Origin of the sequence: Pseudomonas sp. BIOMIG1BAC, from assembly GCF_001705995.2 — a bacterium.
Taxonomy (GTDB): Bacteria; Pseudomonadota; Gammaproteobacteria; order Pseudomonadales; family Pseudomonadaceae; genus Aquipseudomonas; species Aquipseudomonas sessilinigenes.
The window spans coordinates 4,545,856-4,562,035 of the sequence record NZ_CP049045.1; the positions used below are offsets into that span (position 1 = coordinate 4,545,856).

The 16,180-nt window shown below is 54.1% G+C and carries 17 protein-coding genes and 1 pseudogene; 11 read left to right on the plus strand and 7 right to left on the minus strand.

Annotation, left to right across the window (positions count from 1 at the left end):
- Nucleotides 1-2,358, plus strand: coding sequence for a heavy metal translocating P-type ATPase (locus ATY02_RS21095; RefSeq protein WP_082149906.1), 2,358 nt, complete (start codon nucleotides 1-3; stop codon nucleotides 2,356-2,358).
- 285 nt (nucleotides 2,359-2,643) lie between these two features.
- On the opposite strand, the gene ATY02_RS21100 is transcribed toward ATY02_RS21095, so the two are convergent.
- Entirely contained in the window at nucleotides 2,644-3,303 is a 660-nt protein-coding gene (locus tag ATY02_RS21100) for a carbonic anhydrase (RefSeq protein ID WP_048377468.1), read from the minus strand.
- A 452-nt stretch (nucleotides 3,304-3,755) separates the two neighbouring features.
- Between ATY02_RS21100 and ATY02_RS21105 the strand changes: the two genes are divergently transcribed.
- Nucleotides 3,756-3,956: a heavy-metal-associated domain-containing protein gene (locus ATY02_RS21105; protein WP_048377469.1), complete on the plus strand. Its 201-nt coding sequence runs from the start codon at nucleotides 3,756-3,758 to the stop codon at nucleotides 3,954-3,956.
- A gap of 118 nt (nucleotides 3,957-4,074) precedes the next feature.
- Here ATY02_RS21105 and flgB read toward each other — a convergent pair.
- A pseudogene (gene flgB / locus ATY02_RS21110) lies at nucleotides 4,075-4,487 on the minus strand (flagellar basal body rod protein FlgB).
- 383 nt (nucleotides 4,488-4,870) lie between these two features.
- On the opposite strand from flgB, the gene ATY02_RS21115 reads away from it, so the two are divergent.
- The 6 genes from ATY02_RS21115 (at nucleotide 4,871) to ATY02_RS21140 (ending at nucleotide 9,814) form a co-directional block, all read left to right on the plus strand.
- Nucleotides 4,871-5,077 (plus strand): co-regulatory protein PtrA N-terminal domain-containing protein, encoded by a 207-nt coding sequence (locus tag ATY02_RS21115; RefSeq protein ID WP_046056971.1) that lies wholly within the window; start codon nucleotides 4,871-4,873, stop codon nucleotides 5,075-5,077.
- Nucleotides 5,078-5,294: 217 nt separating this feature from the next.
- Entirely contained in the window at nucleotides 5,295-7,328 is a 2,034-nt protein-coding gene (locus ATY02_RS21120; RefSeq protein ID WP_070414634.1) for a copper resistance system multicopper oxidase, read from the plus strand.
- Between the two features lie 12 nt (nucleotides 7,329-7,340).
- On the plus strand, nucleotides 7,341-7,589 hold the full coding sequence (locus tag ATY02_RS21125) for a hypothetical protein (protein ID WP_175441898.1): 249 nt from the start codon (nucleotides 7,341-7,343) through the stop codon (nucleotides 7,587-7,589).
- Entirely contained in the window at nucleotides 7,561-8,532 is a 972-nt protein-coding gene (locus ATY02_RS21130) for a copper resistance protein B (protein WP_048377470.1), read from the plus strand. The genes ATY02_RS21125 and ATY02_RS21130 overlap by 29 nt, the downstream gene beginning before the upstream one ends.
- A 9-nt stretch (nucleotides 8,533-8,541) precedes the next feature.
- Nucleotides 8,542-9,357, plus strand: a complete 816-nt coding sequence (locus tag ATY02_RS21135) for a c-type cytochrome (protein ID WP_082149907.1) — start codon at nucleotides 8,542-8,544, stop codon at nucleotides 9,355-9,357.
- On the plus strand, nucleotides 9,347-9,814 hold the full coding sequence (locus ATY02_RS21140; protein WP_048377500.1) for a DUF411 domain-containing protein: 468 nt from the start codon (nucleotides 9,347-9,349) through the stop codon (nucleotides 9,812-9,814). Before ATY02_RS21135 ends, ATY02_RS21140 begins: the two co-directional genes overlap by 11 nt.
- Before the next feature lie 147 nt (nucleotides 9,815-9,961).
- Here the strand turns inward: ATY02_RS21140 and ATY02_RS21145 are convergent, their stop codons facing one another.
- From ATY02_RS21145 to ATY02_RS21160, 4 genes are read right to left on the minus strand one after another with little or no spacing between them, the layout of a single operon-like run.
- Nucleotides 9,962-10,159 (minus strand): DUF1289 domain-containing protein, encoded by a 198-nt coding sequence (locus ATY02_RS21145; protein ID WP_048377471.1) that lies wholly within the window; start codon nucleotides 10,157-10,159, stop codon nucleotides 9,962-9,964.
- A gap of 3 nt (nucleotides 10,160-10,162) precedes the next feature.
- The gene (locus tag ATY02_RS21150) at nucleotides 10,163-10,534 is read right to left on the minus strand and encodes a hypothetical protein (RefSeq protein ID WP_048377472.1); all 372 of its coding nucleotides are present in this window, start codon (nucleotides 10,532-10,534) and stop codon (nucleotides 10,163-10,165) included.
- Nucleotides 10,535-10,577: 43 nt separating this feature from the next.
- Nucleotides 10,578-11,537 carry a CDF family Co(II)/Ni(II) efflux transporter DmeF gene (dmeF, locus tag ATY02_RS21155; RefSeq protein ID WP_048377473.1) on the minus strand — a complete coding sequence of 320 codons (960 nt, stop codon included), beginning with the start codon at nucleotides 11,535-11,537 and terminating at the stop codon, nucleotides 10,578-10,580.
- Between the two features lie 11 nt (nucleotides 11,538-11,548).
- Nucleotides 11,549-11,824 (minus strand): metal/formaldehyde-sensitive transcriptional repressor, encoded by a 276-nt coding sequence (locus tag ATY02_RS21160; protein ID WP_028621219.1) that lies wholly within the window; start codon nucleotides 11,822-11,824, stop codon nucleotides 11,549-11,551.
- Between the two features lie 359 nt (nucleotides 11,825-12,183).
- Here ATY02_RS21160 and ATY02_RS21165 point away from each other — a divergent pair, with 359 nt between their 5' ends.
- On the plus strand, nucleotides 12,184-13,491 hold the full coding sequence (locus ATY02_RS21165) for an MFS transporter (protein WP_048377474.1): 1,308 nt from the start codon (nucleotides 12,184-12,186) through the stop codon (nucleotides 13,489-13,491).
- A 357-nt stretch (nucleotides 13,492-13,848) separates the two neighbouring features.
- Here ATY02_RS21165 and ATY02_RS21170 read toward each other — a convergent pair whose 3' ends face one another.
- On the minus strand, nucleotides 13,849-14,148 hold the full coding sequence (locus ATY02_RS21170; protein WP_048377475.1) for a metal-sensing transcriptional repressor: 300 nt from the start codon (nucleotides 14,146-14,148) through the stop codon (nucleotides 13,849-13,851).
- A gap of 514 nt (nucleotides 14,149-14,662) precedes the next feature.
- Between ATY02_RS21170 and ATY02_RS21175 the strand changes: the two genes are divergently transcribed.
- Together ATY02_RS21175 and ATY02_RS21180 are read left to right on the plus strand one after the other, a co-directional pair.
- Nucleotides 14,663-15,400 (plus strand): HupE/UreJ family protein, encoded by a 738-nt coding sequence (locus tag ATY02_RS21175; protein WP_068588899.1) that lies wholly within the window; start codon nucleotides 14,663-14,665, stop codon nucleotides 15,398-15,400.
- Between the two features lie 12 nt (nucleotides 15,401-15,412).
- Nucleotides 15,413-16,060, plus strand: coding sequence for a hypothetical protein (locus ATY02_RS21180; protein ID WP_048377477.1), 648 nt, complete (start codon nucleotides 15,413-15,415; stop codon nucleotides 16,058-16,060).
- The last annotated feature ends 120 nt before the right edge of the window (nucleotides 16,061-16,180 follow it).

Sequence of the window (16,180 nt, forward strand, 5' to 3'; positions counted from 1 at the left end):
ATGCCTACCATATCGAGCCACCACGACCACAGTCACGCCCATGCTGCTCCGCTCAATGACGATGATCTACGTGACCCGGTGTGCGGAATGGCAGTCACTTCATCAAGTAAATTTGGTGAGTCTTATCAGGGACAGACATATCAATTTTGTAGCCTGAAATGCCAGGAGAAGTTTCGAGCTGATCCTGAACGCTTCAGCGGTAATGTTTCGAGCGCCGAATCCCGCGTCACCACTCCAGAGTCTGCGGTACAAACAGGCACTGAGTTTACCTGTCCGATGCACCCGGAAATACGCCAGCCCAGACCCGGCAACTGCCCTAAATGTGGCATGACATTAGAGCCGGTCATGCCCGCGCTCGATGAAGAAGAAAATCCTGAACTCCGGGATTTCGCCCGCCGCTTTTGGTGGTCGCTGCCATTAACCGTGATAGTGACCGTGCTCGCTATGGCGGGACACTCGTTACAACTCCTCCATGGCTCGATCCAAAACTGGATCGAGTTCGCTCTGGCGACACCGGTGACTTTATGGGCAGGTTGGCCCTTTTTTGTAAGGGGCATAGCCTCTATTAGAAATCGCAGTCCAAACATGTGGACTTTGATTGGTTTGGGTACCGCCGCAGCTTACCTTTACAGCGTCATGGCAACGCTCTTACCCCAAAGCTTTCCCGCCACCTTCATGCAAGATGGACGTATCGGCGTCTACTTCGAAGCCGCCGCGGTCATCATCTCGCTCACCTTGCTTGGGCAGATTCTTGAGCTCAAAGCCCGATCGCAAACTTCCGCCGCCATTAAGTCCCTACTCGGCCTGTCGCCCAAAACCGCACGCCGGATCAATGCCGATGGCCAGGAGGAAGACATTCCTCTCACCCATGTTCACCTAGGAGACCACTTGCGGGTCAGACCAGGTGAAAAGGTACCCGTTGATGGTTCAGTAATAGAGGGTGAAAGTGCGGTGGATGAGTCCATGCTCACTGGCGAGCCAGTTCCGCTAATGAAGAGAGCTGGAGATAGCCTGATCGGCGCCACGCTGAATACACATGGGAGCTTGGTAATGGAGGCGCAGAAGGTCGGCGCCGAGACTATGCTGTCACAGATCGTACAGATGGTCGCTCGGGCTCAGCGCTCCAAAGCACCAATGCAACGAATGGCCGACTCGATTGCCGGCTACTTTGTGATGGGTGTTATCGCGATTGCGATACTGACATTTGTCGGTTGGGGGCTTTTTGGCCCTGAGCCCAGTTGGGTGTTTGGTCTGATCAACGCTGTCGCCGTGCTGATCATCGCTTGTCCCTGTGCGTTGGGTCTTGCTACGCCCATGTCGATCATGGTTTCGACAGGCAAAGCAGCCAGCATGGGCGTGCTGTTCAGGGATGCCAGTGCCATCGAAAACCTTTGCAAGATCGACACGCTGATTGTCGATAAGACAGGCACCCTGACAGAGGGACGGCCAGTGTTTCACAGTGTGGAGGCCACACCCAGTTTCAATCCCCACGATGTTCTTCAGCTGGCTGCCAGCCTTGATCAGGGCAGCGAACATCCCTTGGCTCATGCAATCGTCGATCACGCCCGAACCGAGAACATTAAGCTCATCAAACCAGAATCCTTTGAGTCTGGTTCAGGTATCGGGGTCAGTGGCATTGTTGATGGCAAGAAGATCCAGCTGGGGAACACCGCGTTAATGGAAGCCGCAGGCGTGAGGACCAAGCCCTTACAAGAGCGTGCAGAGCTTTTGCGTCTTGATGGCATCAGCATCATCTACCTCGCAGTCGACGGGGTATTGGCAGGGTTGTTGGCAGTATCAGATCCAATTAAGCCGACCTCCAAAGAAGCAGTCACCAAGCTCAAGGCTGACGACATCAAAATCATCATGGCTACTGGCGACGGGCTCACCACCGCTCGGGCTGTCGCCAGGGAGATGGGGATTGAAGAAGTCCACGGTGAAGTGAAACCTCAGGATAAGGAGCGTCTGGTCGCAGACCTCCAGCAATACGGCCGGAAGGTCGCTATGGCTGGTGACGGTATCAACGATGCTCCGGCCCTGGCGCGAGCAGATGTGGGCATTGCCATGGGGACAGGGACTGACGTTGCGATGAATAGCGCGCAACTCACGCTGGTAAAAGGCGACCTGATGGGGATTTTACGAGCAAGGGCTCTTTCGGTCGCAACAGTAAAAAACATGCGGCAAAACTTAGGTTTCGCCTTTCTTTACAACTCGATGGGTATCCCTCTAGCCGCAGGCCTGCTCTATCCACTGACTGGGCATCTCCTGTCGCCGATGATCGCTGCCATAGCCATGAGCGTCAGTTCTGCATCTGTAGTTTTCAATGCATTGAGACTGAGGAATACCCGAATTGACTGAGCTTCAATTGCGAAATTGCAGCGCACTTGCCATGCGTTTGCATACGACCTGACCAGTCATTTGCATTTGACTGACCACCGATTGCAGAGGATTTGACCAACCAGACATCAAAGCTGAGGGACTCATAACGGCCAGTTCCGGTCGTTCGCCAGTCCCGTCGAGCAGTCATTCCAACGGCTGATCCGCTCCGAAACTTGCCCGGTAGAGACAATGCCGTTTCGCTGACCTTAGCTGGGGCGAAAACATTCCGGAAGTAATGCGACCAACCTCACTTGTCTGTCGCCATTACATCTGTCTGCCATTGCGGGCAGCGATCGCAACGGTGGTCGGCGAATCAGCAAGTGAAACGAATTGTCGTGTCGCCCCATCAAGCGCATCGATGCAACCCGCCTCGATGTCGTAGACCCAGCCGTGCAGATTCATACGCCCCTGCTCGAGCGCGAGTGCCACCGATGGGTGCGTACGCAGATTCGCCAGTTGCGCGATCACGTTTTCGCGCACGAGGCCGTCGAGCTTCGCGCGAGGCGTGTCGAACTCATGCGCCCCGTTAATCGCTTTCGCGGCGTCCGAGTGACGTAGCCAGTTAGCGACCGCCGGAAGATGGTCCAGACACGTGCAGCGTGAAATCGCGCCCATCGCTCCGCAGTCCGAGTGGCCGCAGATCACGATGTCCTGTACGCCCAGCACTGCGACCGCATATTCGACGGTAGCCGAGACGCCGCCCGGTTCGGGACCATACGACGGCACAATGTTACCGGCGTTGCGAATTACGAACAGCTCGCCCGGTTCGCGCTGTGTAAGGAGTTCAGGTACAACACGACTGTCCGAGCAGGTGACGAACAACACCTTCGGATTTTGTGTCGTCGCGAGCTGCCTAAAAAGCTCGACGCGTTGCGGATAAACCTCGCGCTGAAAGCGCAGAAAGCCGTCAATAATGTCACGCATGGAGTCCTCCAAACCTGCCGGATGCCGGATGCTGGCACGAGCCCTCGATATGCCATCGCGCCGCTGTGGTCGTCATTATCGCAGACCTCCCGCGCCTTGGCTGTACTCGATCAACGATGGACTTCGAGCCGCGACCAGCGCGGCGGATGTCCGATGCACCCCGGCAGCCACCATTTATCTATCGCTGGCCTGCAAGGCGAGTGAATTGCCCCGTTTTTTATAGACATCCCATTGCTTCTGGCCGTTCTCTGCCGGCCATGGCCAAGAAGCGTACTGGTCGAATACGATGCAAATGGTTGGTCAGGTCAAATGCAAACGGGTGGTCACGTCTGTGCAATTATCCATCAATGACGCTTGCAACTCGAAACAGATAACTGTTGACCTTACTATCGTGTGAACGTTGATGCTGTCGGTGCGGTGAAAAGAGACCGCTCAGCACGAGAGGAATAACCATGTTCGTCTTAGATGTATCAGGCATTGGATGCGGCAGTTGCGTCAGCAAAATCACCAAAGCGATTCAGTCACTGGACAACGAAGCTACGGTTTCCGTGGACCGGTCAGCCAGTAAGGTGAGTGTTGAAAGCAGCGAAAGCCCAGAGCAGATTCGTAAAGCTGTCGAGGCGTTAGGTTTTCCTTCCCAGATCAGCGCTTGAATGCTGACACCTGCCCCTGGTCAGAGCCCCGTATGCAGAGGGCTCCCCTTGGTGAACCCTCAGGGAGTACCGAAGCAGCCGCGTCGGCCACAATTACCGCTCGCAAGCCCCTGCGCTGCTAATCACCTCGCAGAGCTTTGAGCAAACCTTTGAATGCTCCATTCAACCGAGTAAAAGCGGCGTCGAAACGTATTCCATTTTCTGCGTACTTTGCGACCTCGATCTGCTGATCGACAGTATTTTGATCAATGGCAGGTTGAGCCGGTGTGCTGTAAAGCAAATCACCTCCATAAATATCACTTGCTGATTCTTTTCCGGCAATGTGTTTTTCATTTGTTGCTTTCAAAGAAAACGGAGTAGCAGGTGTTTTTTTGTCTGGCTTGCAAGCACAGTAGAAAAATCTAAATCTCGGGCCTTGAAGTTCGGCGTATCAGCGTTTGTGATATTGTCACTCAGGATCTCAGCTCTTTGACTACGATAAATTAACGCCCTTTCTGCGGAGCCAAGCGCTTTCTCAAAATTAATACTCACACTCAATCACCCTCAGCAGCGCTACTATTCCCCATGAACATCGAACACTTAAGTGTTGACACGGTGCATCCAGGTTCACATATGCAGTTCCAGTGAAGAAACTAAAAAAGTCTTCACCTTGAAAATTAACGGAAACTTACAAAGTTACGCACCTCAAACTGATACTCAGTAAATAGCGGTGTGACGCTGGAAGATCGAAAACTTACGGATTAAATAGCGTGTTCCTCAAGAGAAATATCGCAACCTGACACAACTGTAATATTCACCTAAGGCTCCTGACAGGGGATGAGTCTTATAGTCCTATTGAGCCTTAAGCTCTCCCCTAAGAATCATCACTTGATGTGGATCCGGGGGATTACCAATACTCATCAGAGGAAATTCAAATGAACCCCATCAAAACTTTGTTCGTCATCGCAGCCCTGACCGTCTCTTCTTTGGCAATGGCTGAAGGCGGTGGTGACCGGGCGTTCGCACGTATGGAAGCGGCTAGGAATAATTCAATGGAATCGTATCAAGTAGCCCAAAAGCAAAGCACCCAACCTCCCATCGCAGAAAGCCAAGCCAAAGCGATGGACCACAAGAATTGCTGAATAGCTTGCTGCGTTCCCAAGCTGACAGAAATGTAATCACTGTGGTGGTTCAAATGTGGCAATTTCTAAGCTCGCTTGCCGTAAGAACTCGTTTTTAGTGACGGCGAGCGAGCTCATTCGGGCTCATTACACCCCCCGAAAGAGTGCCTTCACCTGTTTGAGCAACTCATTGGTTGTTTCGCACGGCTTCCCTTTTGACTGATCGGACATAAACGGCATGCATTCCAAAACCTCTAGGCGGACATTCGTTAAAGGCCTGGCCGCTGGTGGCATTCTCGGCGGCCTTGGTCTGTGGCGCACTCCTGTATGGGCAGTGACCAGTCCTGGTCTGCCGAGCGTTCTCACCGGTAACGAATTTGATCTGTTTATTGGTGAAACCCCTGTAAACATAACTGGCTCGCCGCGTACAGCCATGACCATCAATGGTTCGTTGCCCGGACCTTTGCTGCGCTGGCGCGAAGGCGAGACGGTCACACTGCGTGTGAAAAATCGCCTAGACCAAGACACCTCCATTCATTGGCACGGGATCATTCTGCCCGCCAACATGGACGGTGTGCCGGGTTTGAGTTTCCATGGCATCGCGCCCGATGGCATGTACGAGTACAAATTCAAGGTGCATCAGAACGGTACGTACTGGTACCACAGCCACTCTGGTTTGCAGGAGCAGGCAGGCGTTTACGGTCCAATCGTCATCGACTCGAAAGAGCCTGAGCCTTTTCAATACAACCGCGACTATGTGGTGATGTTGACTGACTGGACCGATGAAGATCCTAGTCGCGTCATGGCCAAGCTCAAGAAGCAATCGGACTACTACAACCACCACAAACGTACCGTGGGTGACTTTATCGACGACGTCAGCAAGCAAGGTTGGTCTGCTGCCGTGGCCGATCGGAAGATGTGGGCTGAAATGAAAATGAACCCCACTGATCTCGCAGACGTCAGTGGGGATACTTACACCTATCTCATGAATGGCCAGGCCCCTAACGGTAACTGGACCGGTATTTTCAAACCGGGTGAAAAGCTGCGCCTGCGCTTTATCAACGGCTCAGCTATGAGCTATTTCGACGTCCGCATCCCCGGTTTGAAAATGACCGTGGTGGCGGCTGACGGCCAACATGTCAAACCAGTCAGCGTCGATGAGTTTCGCATCGCCGTGGCAGAAACGTATGACGTGATCGTAGAACCTGCCAGCGAAGAGGCTTACACAATCTTCGCCCAGTCCATGGATAGAACCGGTTTTGCACGTGGAACCTTGGCAGTTCGCGAAGGATTAAAGGCACAGATACCGGCGATCGATCCTCGGCCGCTTTTGACCATGGATGACATGGGTATGGGCGGTATGGCGGGCATGGACCATGGCAGCATGGCTGGTATGGGCGGCGGCGATATGAAACAAGGTGACATGTCAGGCATGGCTGGCATGGACCACAGCAAGATGGCGGGAATGGACCAAAGTGACATGACCGGGATGACCGGCATGGACAGCGGTGACATGACTAACATGGCCGGCATGGACCACAGCAAGATGTCGGGCAAGGACAAAGGCGACATGTCCAACATGGCCGGTATGGACCACAGCAAGATGGCGGGAATGGACAAAGGCGACATGTCCAACATGGCCGGCATGGACCACAGCAAGATGGCGGGAATGGACAAAGGCGACATGTCCAACATGGCCGGCATGGACCACAGCAAGATGGCAGGAATGGGCGGTATGGGGGGCGAAATGCAGACTCACCCAGCGTCCGAAACCAACAACCCCTTGGTTGATATGCAAGCCATGAACCCAACGCCCAAGCTAAACGATCCAGGCATCGGCTTGCGGAACAATGGTCGTCGAGTACTCACCTACTCAGACCTGAAAAGCACGTTCCAAGACCCTGACGGTCGCGAACCCAATCGCACCATTGAGCTTCATCTGACCGGTCACATGGAGAAATTTTCGTGGTCCTTCAACGGCATCAAATTTTCTGACGCCGAGCCGCTTCGTCTGAAGTATGGGGAGCGTCTTCGCATCACCCTGGTGAACGACACCATGATGACCCATCCCATCCACCTTCACGGCATGTGGAGCGACCTTGAGGATGAGAACGGCAAGTTCATGGTGCGCAAGCACACAATCGACATGCCACCAGGTACCAAGCGCAGCTATCGAGTTACCGCTGATGCCTTAGGTCGCTGGGCTTATCACTGCCACCTGCTTTTCCATATGGAAATGGGCATGTTCCGAGAAGTACGGGTTGATGAGTAAAGGAGACGATCTGTGAGCACATACCTAAATCGTAAATCGCTGGTCGGTTGCCTCTTTGCCGTCGGCTTGATGGGTGAACTCTCGTCCGTGGCGCTGGCAGTCGAAGATAGTAGTGATCATTCACCTGCTACTCCTGCAAAAACAACGAACAAGCCTGCAACTACGACAAACGAGTCAAAGCCCGATCACGGGTCAATGGACCACAGCAAGATGAGCCATGAGTCGATGGATCATGACCAAAAAACCAAAAAGGCAGATTGAGATCATGACCAGTAAGTTTCTACGCCCAACGTTGATGGCACTGGCAGTCTCTACCAGTCCTGCTTTCTTTGTCGTGGCTCACGCCGCTGAAGAGATGGATCACTCCAAGATGGACCACGGCTCAATGGGAGCTATGGACCATAGCAAGATGGGGGCTATGGATCACAGCAAGATGAGTATGGGTGACGGGCAAATGGACGGAATGGAAAGTATGGATGGAGGGGCTACCACCAGCCGAACTCCAATCCCTGTACTGACCGACACTGACCGTGCTGCCGCCTTTCCAGATGTGGCTGGTCATGGGGTTCACGACAAGAAGGTCAACTCCTTCATGCTGCTGGATAAGTTTGAGTATCAGGATGCTGACAACGGTAGTGCATTGGCCTGGGATGCAAAAGGATGGATCGGCGGTGACGTTGACCGACTGTGGTTGCGCTCGGAAGGCGAACGTACCAATGGCGTAACGGAAAACGCTGAACTCTCAGCACTTTGGGGGCACTCCATCGGTCCATGGTGGGATGTCGTCACCGGCGTACGACAAGACTTCAAGCCCGGTTCACCACAGACTTGGGGAGCGCTCGGTATTCAGGGCATGGCCCTCTATAACTTTGAAGCCGAAGCGACTGCCTACATCGGTGAGAACGGTCAAACCGCTGCTCGATTGGAAGGCGACTACGACATTCTGCTGACCAATCGCCTGATCTTGCAGCCGACGGCCGAAGCCAATTTTTACGGAAAAAATGATCCTCAGCGCGGCATTGGGTCTGGATTGGCAAACACCGAAGTAGGGCTCCGATTGCGCTATGAGATTGTTCGCCAATTTGCCCCTTACATTGGGGTTAGCTGGAGCCGCTCATACGGCAATACGGCAGACCTGGCCAGCGATGAAGGAGAGGATGCGAACGAGGCGCGATTTGTCGCCGGTATTCGGATGTGGTTTTGAGGGCCTGACATGAAAAGAACATTGAAAACATTGACTGCTGCCGGGGTGGTCGCCGCAATAGTAGGTGCCGGCGTGGTGTATTTTGGTGTGATCAATGTTGGGGCGGATGATCCGCATTTCGGCCCCGTTCACTCACTTCTTTCCACTGCTCGGGATCGCTCGATTGCTGTGCGCTCACGCGATATTAAAGTCCCCGACCTGAGCGAAGAAGCTCTCATCCGCGCAGGTGCTGGCAACTACAACGCTATGTGCATCGGTTGCCATCTGGCTCCGGGTATTGCAGGAACCGAGTTAAGTAATAGCCTTTACCCTGCACCTCCGAATCTTTCAAAACTGGGCGTTGATGGAAACCCTGCCGCAGCTTTCTGGATCATCAAGCATGGAATCAAATCCACAGGCATGCCCGCTTGGGGTAAAAGCATGGCCGATCCCTACATCTGGGGAATGGTCGCTTTTCTCCAGCAGTTGCCTTCATTGGATGCAGAGCAATACAACGCTCTAGCAACCAGCAGCGATGGTCATCAACACGGTGGCGGCGAGAGCAAAATGCATAACCATGAAGGCCAGCATGAGGGCCAAAAAGGGGCTGCCGCTGGGCATCATGATGCGGGTGCAGCCGAAGAGATAGCCGAAGCAGGCGACCATCATGGCGAGAGAAACAGCGCCCATGCCCATGAGGCGGCCTCAGCGCCTTCTCAGGATGAAAGTACCGAACACGCCCATCCTCAGGTTGTGGAGGCTTCACATGACGCTCCTGCAACTCCGGCCGTTCAGCCAAAAACTCATACCCACGCTGATGGGAAGGAGCATACCCATGCGAAATAACTTTCTTCGTCCCGGTCGAGCACTTCGCCTCGCTGCATACGCGGCTCTGTTTATCAGTTCAGCTGGTCATGCAGCAGAGTCGCTGACGATCGACGTCCATCGTGACGCTAACTGTGGATGCTGCAAGAAGTGGATCCAGCACCTTGAAGCTAACGGCTTCACCGTCGTTGATCATGTAGAAACCAACATGAGCGCGGTCAAGCAGGATCTCGGTGTTGCTCCACGACTCTCGTCCTGCCACACAGCAATGATCAATGGAAAGTTTGTTGAAGGTCACGTGCCCGCCGAGCAAATCATTGCGATGAGCAAACGTGACGACCTTCTTGGGATCGCCGTTCCTGGCATGCCAGTTGGATCTCCAGGCATGGAAGTCAACGGAAAACGTGATGCTTATCAGATAATCGGCCTGACCAAAGCCGGCGCGGATCAGGTCCTTGCTGAATACCCCGGCAATTAATCTGGCCCTGTCCATCTAACACTGCATGGCTACCGTCCACCATGGCCATGCAGCGAGAAATGCTTTTTCCATTACGTGTTCAAGCAGTAGAAGAAGTCGTAAGGGGGCCGAGGACAGCAACAAGGGAGGACGCAGTACAACTGTGGCCTAAACTGCGGCGTTCAATTGTGTTTTTTTTTGCAAGCTTTTCAGGCGCTGGGTCGCACGTTGTACAGCGGCCATCTTTTCTGGACGCTTCATCCGCTTCCATTTTCTGATGTCTTCCTTGGTGCGACCGCAGCTCAAACATAGTTCGCTGTTCAGCTGGCAAACGGAAATACATGGGTTTTCGATGTCCTTGGCCATGGTTTAACTCCGCGTGGATCGTGTACGTGTTAAACGCTGCCGCCAGTCACCGGCATTCGACCGCTGACATTGCTCTTCAGTATCGAAATGCACGTTGGCCGACACCTGACTGACGTGAACATTCGCTTCACTTAATGCCAGGGTCGTCAATTCGAGCATCCGCTTGTCTTGCCCATTGGCAAGCACCACATCCCTGTTGGCATCGGTGTCGAAGACCCAAACAACCATCAGACTGGAGGGAAATCGCGCGTAACCCACATCGTGAGTCAACCAAGAGAAGCCTACTATCTCCGCTTTGGCCGTCTCGCAGGTCTTGGTCAGGGCAGCAATCAGACGACGTTCGATTTGCGCCTGATCCCGTTTGCTCACAAGCATATCTCGATCCTTATTTTCATTTCAGTCGACTATGCGTTCATTTCTATGCCGGAACGGAGACTTGTACCGGTGAGTCAGCTCCCAGCTTCGTGCGGTATTCAACAGTCAGATGCGTGACTTCATGAACCGTAGCAAGCCGTTCTCGTATGTCTTCGGCATTCACTGCGGGGCTGCCCAGAACACTCACAATCGCGGCTCGGGCCTGAGGCCCTACCTGCCAGACATGAAGATCAATGATCGAAGCATCTCCAGGCGTTTCAACCAGTTCACGAATTTCTTGGGCGACATGATCATCTGTCTGGTCGAGCAATACACCCGCAGTCACCCGCATCAACGACCAAGCCCAGCGTGCAATGACAATTGCACCCAAAATCCCCATTGCAGGGTCGAGCCATACCCAACCAAGGTATCGGCCAGCAAGCAGAGCAGCGATGGCCAGAACCGAGGTCAGGGCATCTGCAATGACGTGAACGTAAGCAGAGCGCAAATTATTGTCGTGACCATGTGCATGGTGAGATTGATCGTGGCCATGCCCATGGTGATGATCATGTCCGCCAGAAAGCAAAAGCGCGCTCACGACATTCACTGCTAATCCGACAACTGCGATAAGAGTCGCTGTCCCGAATTGCACTTGAGTCGGTTGAAAGAGACGGAATAGCGATTCTCCAGCAATTCCCAAGGAGACCAGTCCCAAAATCAGAGCAGAGGCGAAGCCACCCAAGTCTCCCACCTTGCCAGTTCCAAAACTGTAGCGAGCACTTGAGGCATGTCTTTTTGCGTAACCGTAAGCAGCTGCGGCTATGCCAAGTGCTCCAGCGTGCGTTGCCATGTGAAAACCATCGGCAAGCAACGCCATGGAGCCAGTGAGATAACCTGCGGTGATTTCAGCAACCATCATTACGACGGTCAGAGCCACCACCCACAACGTTCGCTTAGCGTTTTCTTCATGTGATTTCCCCAGGAACATATGGTCGTGGGAATAGTCGGCGTACGAATTACTCATCTGGGCAAATCCTATTTGGAATAGCGGCGAATGGCTTCGAGCAGCTCATCGACGCCTTTCGCTCTTTCTTCGTTGCTGAGTGTCGGATTCGCGACATGTTCACGAGCGTGGTCTTCAATGATTTCATCCATCAGCCCATTGATCGCGCCACGGGTCGAAGCGACCAATAGCAAGGTTTTCGAGCAGTCATCATCAGAGTCGAGTGCTCGCTCAATCGCCTGGATTTGCCCAGCGATTCGCTTTACACGCTTAAGAAGATTGTCTTTGCTCGATCTCACATGACCCATACCATACCCCCCCTACCTATAATGAAAGTATGATCACACGTTCCAACAAGCCATACAAGCCAGGGAGGGAATACATCCGACCGGCAGCGTCGCAGCATTTGAATGCTGCAATCGAAACATTGAGCCCGTCGCCTCGCCGTGCAGAACCAATACAAGCCGGCGGGCGGGCCCGCACTTCAGTAATTCGATAGATGGCGTAGCACCTATTTCTTGAGCTGCCATGGACTATGATTTAGGATCGAACCATATCCCCCCAGGGGGGATATTCGCACTGAACAGAGACGAAACCAGCTGATTGCGTCTCTTCGTGAAAAGTTAGGTAACCGCCTGGTCACGCACGTCGCCACCTGAGATCTTCCATGCTGAAAATCCTAGCCAGCCGAACCTACCGTCATCTCTTTCTCGCCCAAGTAATCGCGCTCGTAGGGACTGGACTCGCCACTGTCGCGCTGGGCCTGCTGGCGTTCGACCTTGCGGGCGCCCAAGCAGGTGCTGTCCTCGGTACAGCGCTGGCGATCAAAATGACGGCCTACATTGCCGTTGCACCAATCGCAGCGGCTTTTGCTGAACGTCTACCCCGTCGAGCGATGCTGGTCTCGCTGGATCTGGTGCGAGCACTGGTCGCGCTCGCTCTGCCGTTTGTGACGGAAGTCTGGCAGATCTACGTGCTGATTTTTGTTCTCCAGTCAGCCTCGGCGGCGTTCACACCGACATTTCAGGCAACCATTCCAGACATCCTGCCGGATGAAGACGACTATACCCGCGCCTTGTCGCTATCACGTCTCGCCTATGATCTTGAAAGTGTCGCCAGCCCTATGCTCGCCGCCGCGTTGCTGACCGTTATCAGCTTCCATAACCTGTTCGCCGGCACTGTCATCGGTTTCCTCGCTTCAGCGGCCCTGGTCGCCACAGTACTGCTGCCAAAGGCGAAGCCGACGCCACGACGCAGCATCTACGAACGAACTACCCGTGGCATGCGCATATTCCTGGCCACCCCTCGCCTACGGGGGCTGCTGGCTCTTAATCTGACAGTAGCTGCTGCCAGTGCCATGGTCATCGTCAATACGGTGGTGCTGGTGCAGTCGCGCTTCGCTCTGCCTCAGAGTTCTACGGCATTGGCGCTGGCCGCGTTTGGTGGTGGCTCCATGATCGCGGCCCTGGCCTTGCCACGCCTGTTGGAAAACATCAAAGACCGAACGGCCATGCTGTTTGGTGGAGGAATACTGGTTGCAGGTTTGGCCGTTGGCATCAACCTGAGCACCTACAACTTCCTGCTGCCGCTGTGGATGGTACTGGGCGTGGGCTATTCCTTGGCTCAGACCCCAAGCGGTCGGCTGTTGCGTCGCTCAGCACATGCCGAAGATCGCCCGGCGCTGTTTGCCGCCCAATTTGCGCTATCCCATGCCTGCTGGTTGATTACCTACCCATTGGCGGGATGGCTGGGTGCCAATATCAGCCTCACGGCCTCGTTTGTTGGGCTCGTTGTCGTGGCTGGTAGCGCATTGGCGGTCAGTATAGTGATCTGGCGTCCAGCTCATGACCAAGAGTCGATCAAACACACCCATGAGAACCTGCCGGATGATCACATTCACCTCGACGGCCAAGATGGTGCAGATCACGAACACCCCTATGTGATCGACGATCAGCATCGCCGCTGGCCAAGTTGAGGGGTCTTTAGTTTCAAAGATTTGCCAAACCTCAGACCAGAAACCGTAAAGCTTGCAGAGCGACAAGATGGCCCGAATAGAATCTTTAGCCCCACTGCCGCACAGGCCAAAACGTGTAGGTGAACGTCTGACACAGAGGCCAGAGTCTGATCAGCGGCGCAACGAACGCAGCGCTTAAGACCAGAGATGAATAGACTTCCAAACCCAATGCCCTGGTTACGATGCCGCTACGAGTGCTGCCCAGCAGACATAAAACCGCTGGTAGCAACCAAAGAACACCAGACCTCTTGATCGCTAACAAGACAGGCATGTGCCCTGCCCTGTTGCAGCAGTTCAGCGAAGCTGGGCATTTCAGACCTAGAGATACTTGGTGATTTGCTTGAAGGCTTCCAGTGGTGCGCGCTCGCCATTGTTCAACGCCGAGACGGTGTCCTCCAGGCAATGATCAATGTGATCCTGGATGAGCGTGCGTTTGGCTTGGCACACCGCCTTTTCCACTGCATGCAGCTGCTGAGCAATATCGACGCACTGACGACCTTCTTCAATCATGGTGATGATGCCGCGTAAATGGCCATCTGCCCGCTTGAGGCGCTTGATGATCGCCTCGTGACTTTGGTGGGTGTGGGGATGGCTATGTTCGTGTTCTTGTTCACTCATGACTTGAGCCTCAGGCCTCAATGAATTACGCTGGCATCCTATCCCCCCTAGGGGGATATGGTCAAACGTATTGCGGCCACAACAAACGAGTTAGAACCCCGGACACTATGCTCAACAGATCCCTGACAACGACAGTGGTATTCGCACTTGTTCTCGCCATGTTTGTGGCCTGGGCTGGGCATACCTATACGTTGTCGGTAACGACGAAACCGCCTGCCTGGGAGATCGCACAAGACGCCTATCACTCCCATGAAGAGCAAGCCGAGATGTCGTGTGCGAGCTGCTCGGATCACTATCACTCCCCGTTGACCCCTGACCATCAGCACGAAACGCCACAGCTCACTTCCGCGTTGAGTTTGGCCGCGCAACCGAAGCTCTCTATGCAAGTCGATGCACCACGCTATTCCGTTCCCCGCCCGCCGATTTTCTTGATCGAGCGGCCGCCCCGTCCTTCGTTCGCATCCTGACCATGGCCGCACTGCGGCCTTTGATTCCTGCAACGTAGGATTGATCTATGTATTCGCACTCGATGAGCGGCGTTGACGCATTTACTGCGCCTTCGCGTCGCCTGCTACCGCTGCTGTTTTTATTTGTCGCATCACTTTTCCTTGCAATGCCCGAGGCGATGGCTCATGCCGTCGCCGAAGGTGACAAGGGATTCATCCAGGAAAGCTCCGGCGTCATGTTGCTGCCCTTCATCTACATGGGCGCCAAGCACATGATGACGGGCTACGACCACTTGCTGTTTCTGTTCGGGGTGATCTTCTTCCTCTACCGCCTGAAAGATGTTGGGCTCTACGTCACGCTATTCGCCATAGGCCACTCGGTCACGCTGCTGCTGGGTGTACTGACTGAGATCAGCATCAGTTCTTACATCATCGACGCCATCATCGGTTTTTCGGTGGTGTACAAGGCGCTCGATAATCTGGGCGCATTCCAGCGCTGGTTCGGTTTCCAACCCAACACCAAGATGGCCACGCTGATCTTCGGTCTGCTCCATGGTTTCGGTTTGGCCACCAAGATCCAGGAGTACGAAATCTCGCCTGACGGCCTGATTCCGAACCTGGTCGCCTTCAACGTTGGTGTCGAGATCGGCCAATTGCTGGCCCTCAGCGCGATTCTCATTCTGATGGGGTATTGGCGGCGCACCGGCAGTTTCTGGCGCCACGCCTATACCGTCAACGTCGCCATGATGAGTGCCGGTTTCCTCCTGATGGGTTACCAGATCACCGGCCTATTTGTCTCCGCGTAAGGAATTCTGACCATGTTCAATACTCCGCTTCCAACTGTTAATGAATTGCCCAGCACTCGCAAACTGGTGCGCTCGACTGTCATTGCACTGCTGACTGCGATCGGCCTGCTGGTAACCGTGGTCATGCCTTCGGAATATGCCGTTGATCCTACAGGCGTGGGCCGCGCACTGGGTCTGACCCAAATGGGCGAGTTGAAGATCATCCTCGCGCAAGAGGCGCTGGCAGATGCAGCGCCGCCGCAAGCAATAGCTCCAGCTCCAGCTCCAGCTCCGCAGATTGCGCAAATACAACCTGCTGCGTTACCTGCGACCCAACCAGCGGCGGCAACTGCCCCAGCTTTGAAGACCAATCAAATGACCGTCACGCTCAAGCCAGGTGAAGGGACAGAAATCAAACTGGAAGTGCTGAAGAACAAGACTGTTAGCTATGAATGGACAGCGGTTGGTGGGCCTGTGAACTACGACACGCATGGCGAGCCCTACAACGGAGAAAAGGGTTACTTCCACAGCTACAACAAGGGCAAGCAGGTCAAAAGTGATAAAGGTGAATTCACCGCCATTTTTGACGGCACCCACGGCTGGTTTTGGCGTAATCGCAGCAACAACGATGTGACCATCTCACTGAAAACGACCGGCGATTACTTGAGCGTCAAACAGTAACTCGAAGCGGCGATGGCTGTTTTACTGCCGAAAATGCAGCGCTCAGCCTTACCACAGCCCATTTATTTCATCCATTTTTGAAGAGTCTTCCCATGCCCCCCCCCAACAACGCTGATTCGT

What these genes read in the sequence shown, in the direction of transcription:
- ATY02_RS21095 (WP_082149906.1), top strand. Translation starts at nt 1, where the DNA reads ATGCCTACCATATCGAGCCACCACGACCACAGTCACGCCCATGCTGCT.
- ATY02_RS21100 (WP_048377468.1), bottom strand. Translation starts at nt 3,303, where the DNA reads ATGCGTGACATTATTGACGGCTTTCTGCGCTTTCAGCGCGAGGTTTAT.
- ATY02_RS21105 (WP_048377469.1), top strand. Translation starts at nt 3,756, where the DNA reads ATGTTCGTCTTAGATGTATCAGGCATTGGATGCGGCAGTTGCGTCAGC.
- ATY02_RS21115 (WP_046056971.1), top strand. Translation starts at nt 4,871, where the DNA reads ATGAACCCCATCAAAACTTTGTTCGTCATCGCAGCCCTGACCGTCTCT.
- ATY02_RS21120 (WP_070414634.1), top strand. Translation starts at nt 5,295, where the DNA reads ATGCATTCCAAAACCTCTAGGCGGACATTCGTTAAAGGCCTGGCCGCT.
- ATY02_RS21130 (WP_048377470.1), top strand. Translation starts at nt 7,561, where the DNA reads ATGACCAAAAAACCAAAAAGGCAGATTGAGATCATGACCAGTAAGTTT.
- ATY02_RS21135 (WP_082149907.1), top strand. Translation starts at nt 8,542, where the DNA reads ATGAAAAGAACATTGAAAACATTGACTGCTGCCGGGGTGGTCGCCGCA.
- ATY02_RS21140 (WP_048377500.1), top strand. Translation starts at nt 9,347, where the DNA reads ATGCGAAATAACTTTCTTCGTCCCGGTCGAGCACTTCGCCTCGCTGCA.
- ATY02_RS21145 (WP_048377471.1), bottom strand. Translation starts at nt 10,159, where the DNA reads ATGGCCAAGGACATCGAAAACCCATGTATTTCCGTTTGCCAGCTGAAC.
- ATY02_RS21150 (WP_048377472.1), bottom strand. Translation starts at nt 10,534, where the DNA reads ATGCTTGTGAGCAAACGGGATCAGGCGCAAATCGAACGTCGTCTGATT.
- dmeF (WP_048377473.1), bottom strand. Translation starts at nt 11,537, where the DNA reads ATGAGTAATTCGTACGCCGACTATTCCCACGACCATATGTTCCTGGGG.
- ATY02_RS21160 (WP_028621219.1), bottom strand. Translation starts at nt 11,824, where the DNA reads ATGGGTCATGTGAGATCGAGCAAAGACAATCTTCTTAAGCGTGTAAAG.
- ATY02_RS21165 (WP_048377474.1), top strand. Translation starts at nt 12,184, where the DNA reads ATGCTGAAAATCCTAGCCAGCCGAACCTACCGTCATCTCTTTCTCGCC.
- ATY02_RS21170 (WP_048377475.1), bottom strand. Translation starts at nt 14,148, where the DNA reads ATGAGTGAACAAGAACACGAACATAGCCATCCCCACACCCACCAAAGT.
- ATY02_RS21175 (WP_068588899.1), top strand. Translation starts at nt 14,663, where the DNA reads ATGTATTCGCACTCGATGAGCGGCGTTGACGCATTTACTGCGCCTTCG.
- ATY02_RS21180 (WP_048377477.1), top strand. Translation starts at nt 15,413, where the DNA reads ATGTTCAATACTCCGCTTCCAACTGTTAATGAATTGCCCAGCACTCGC.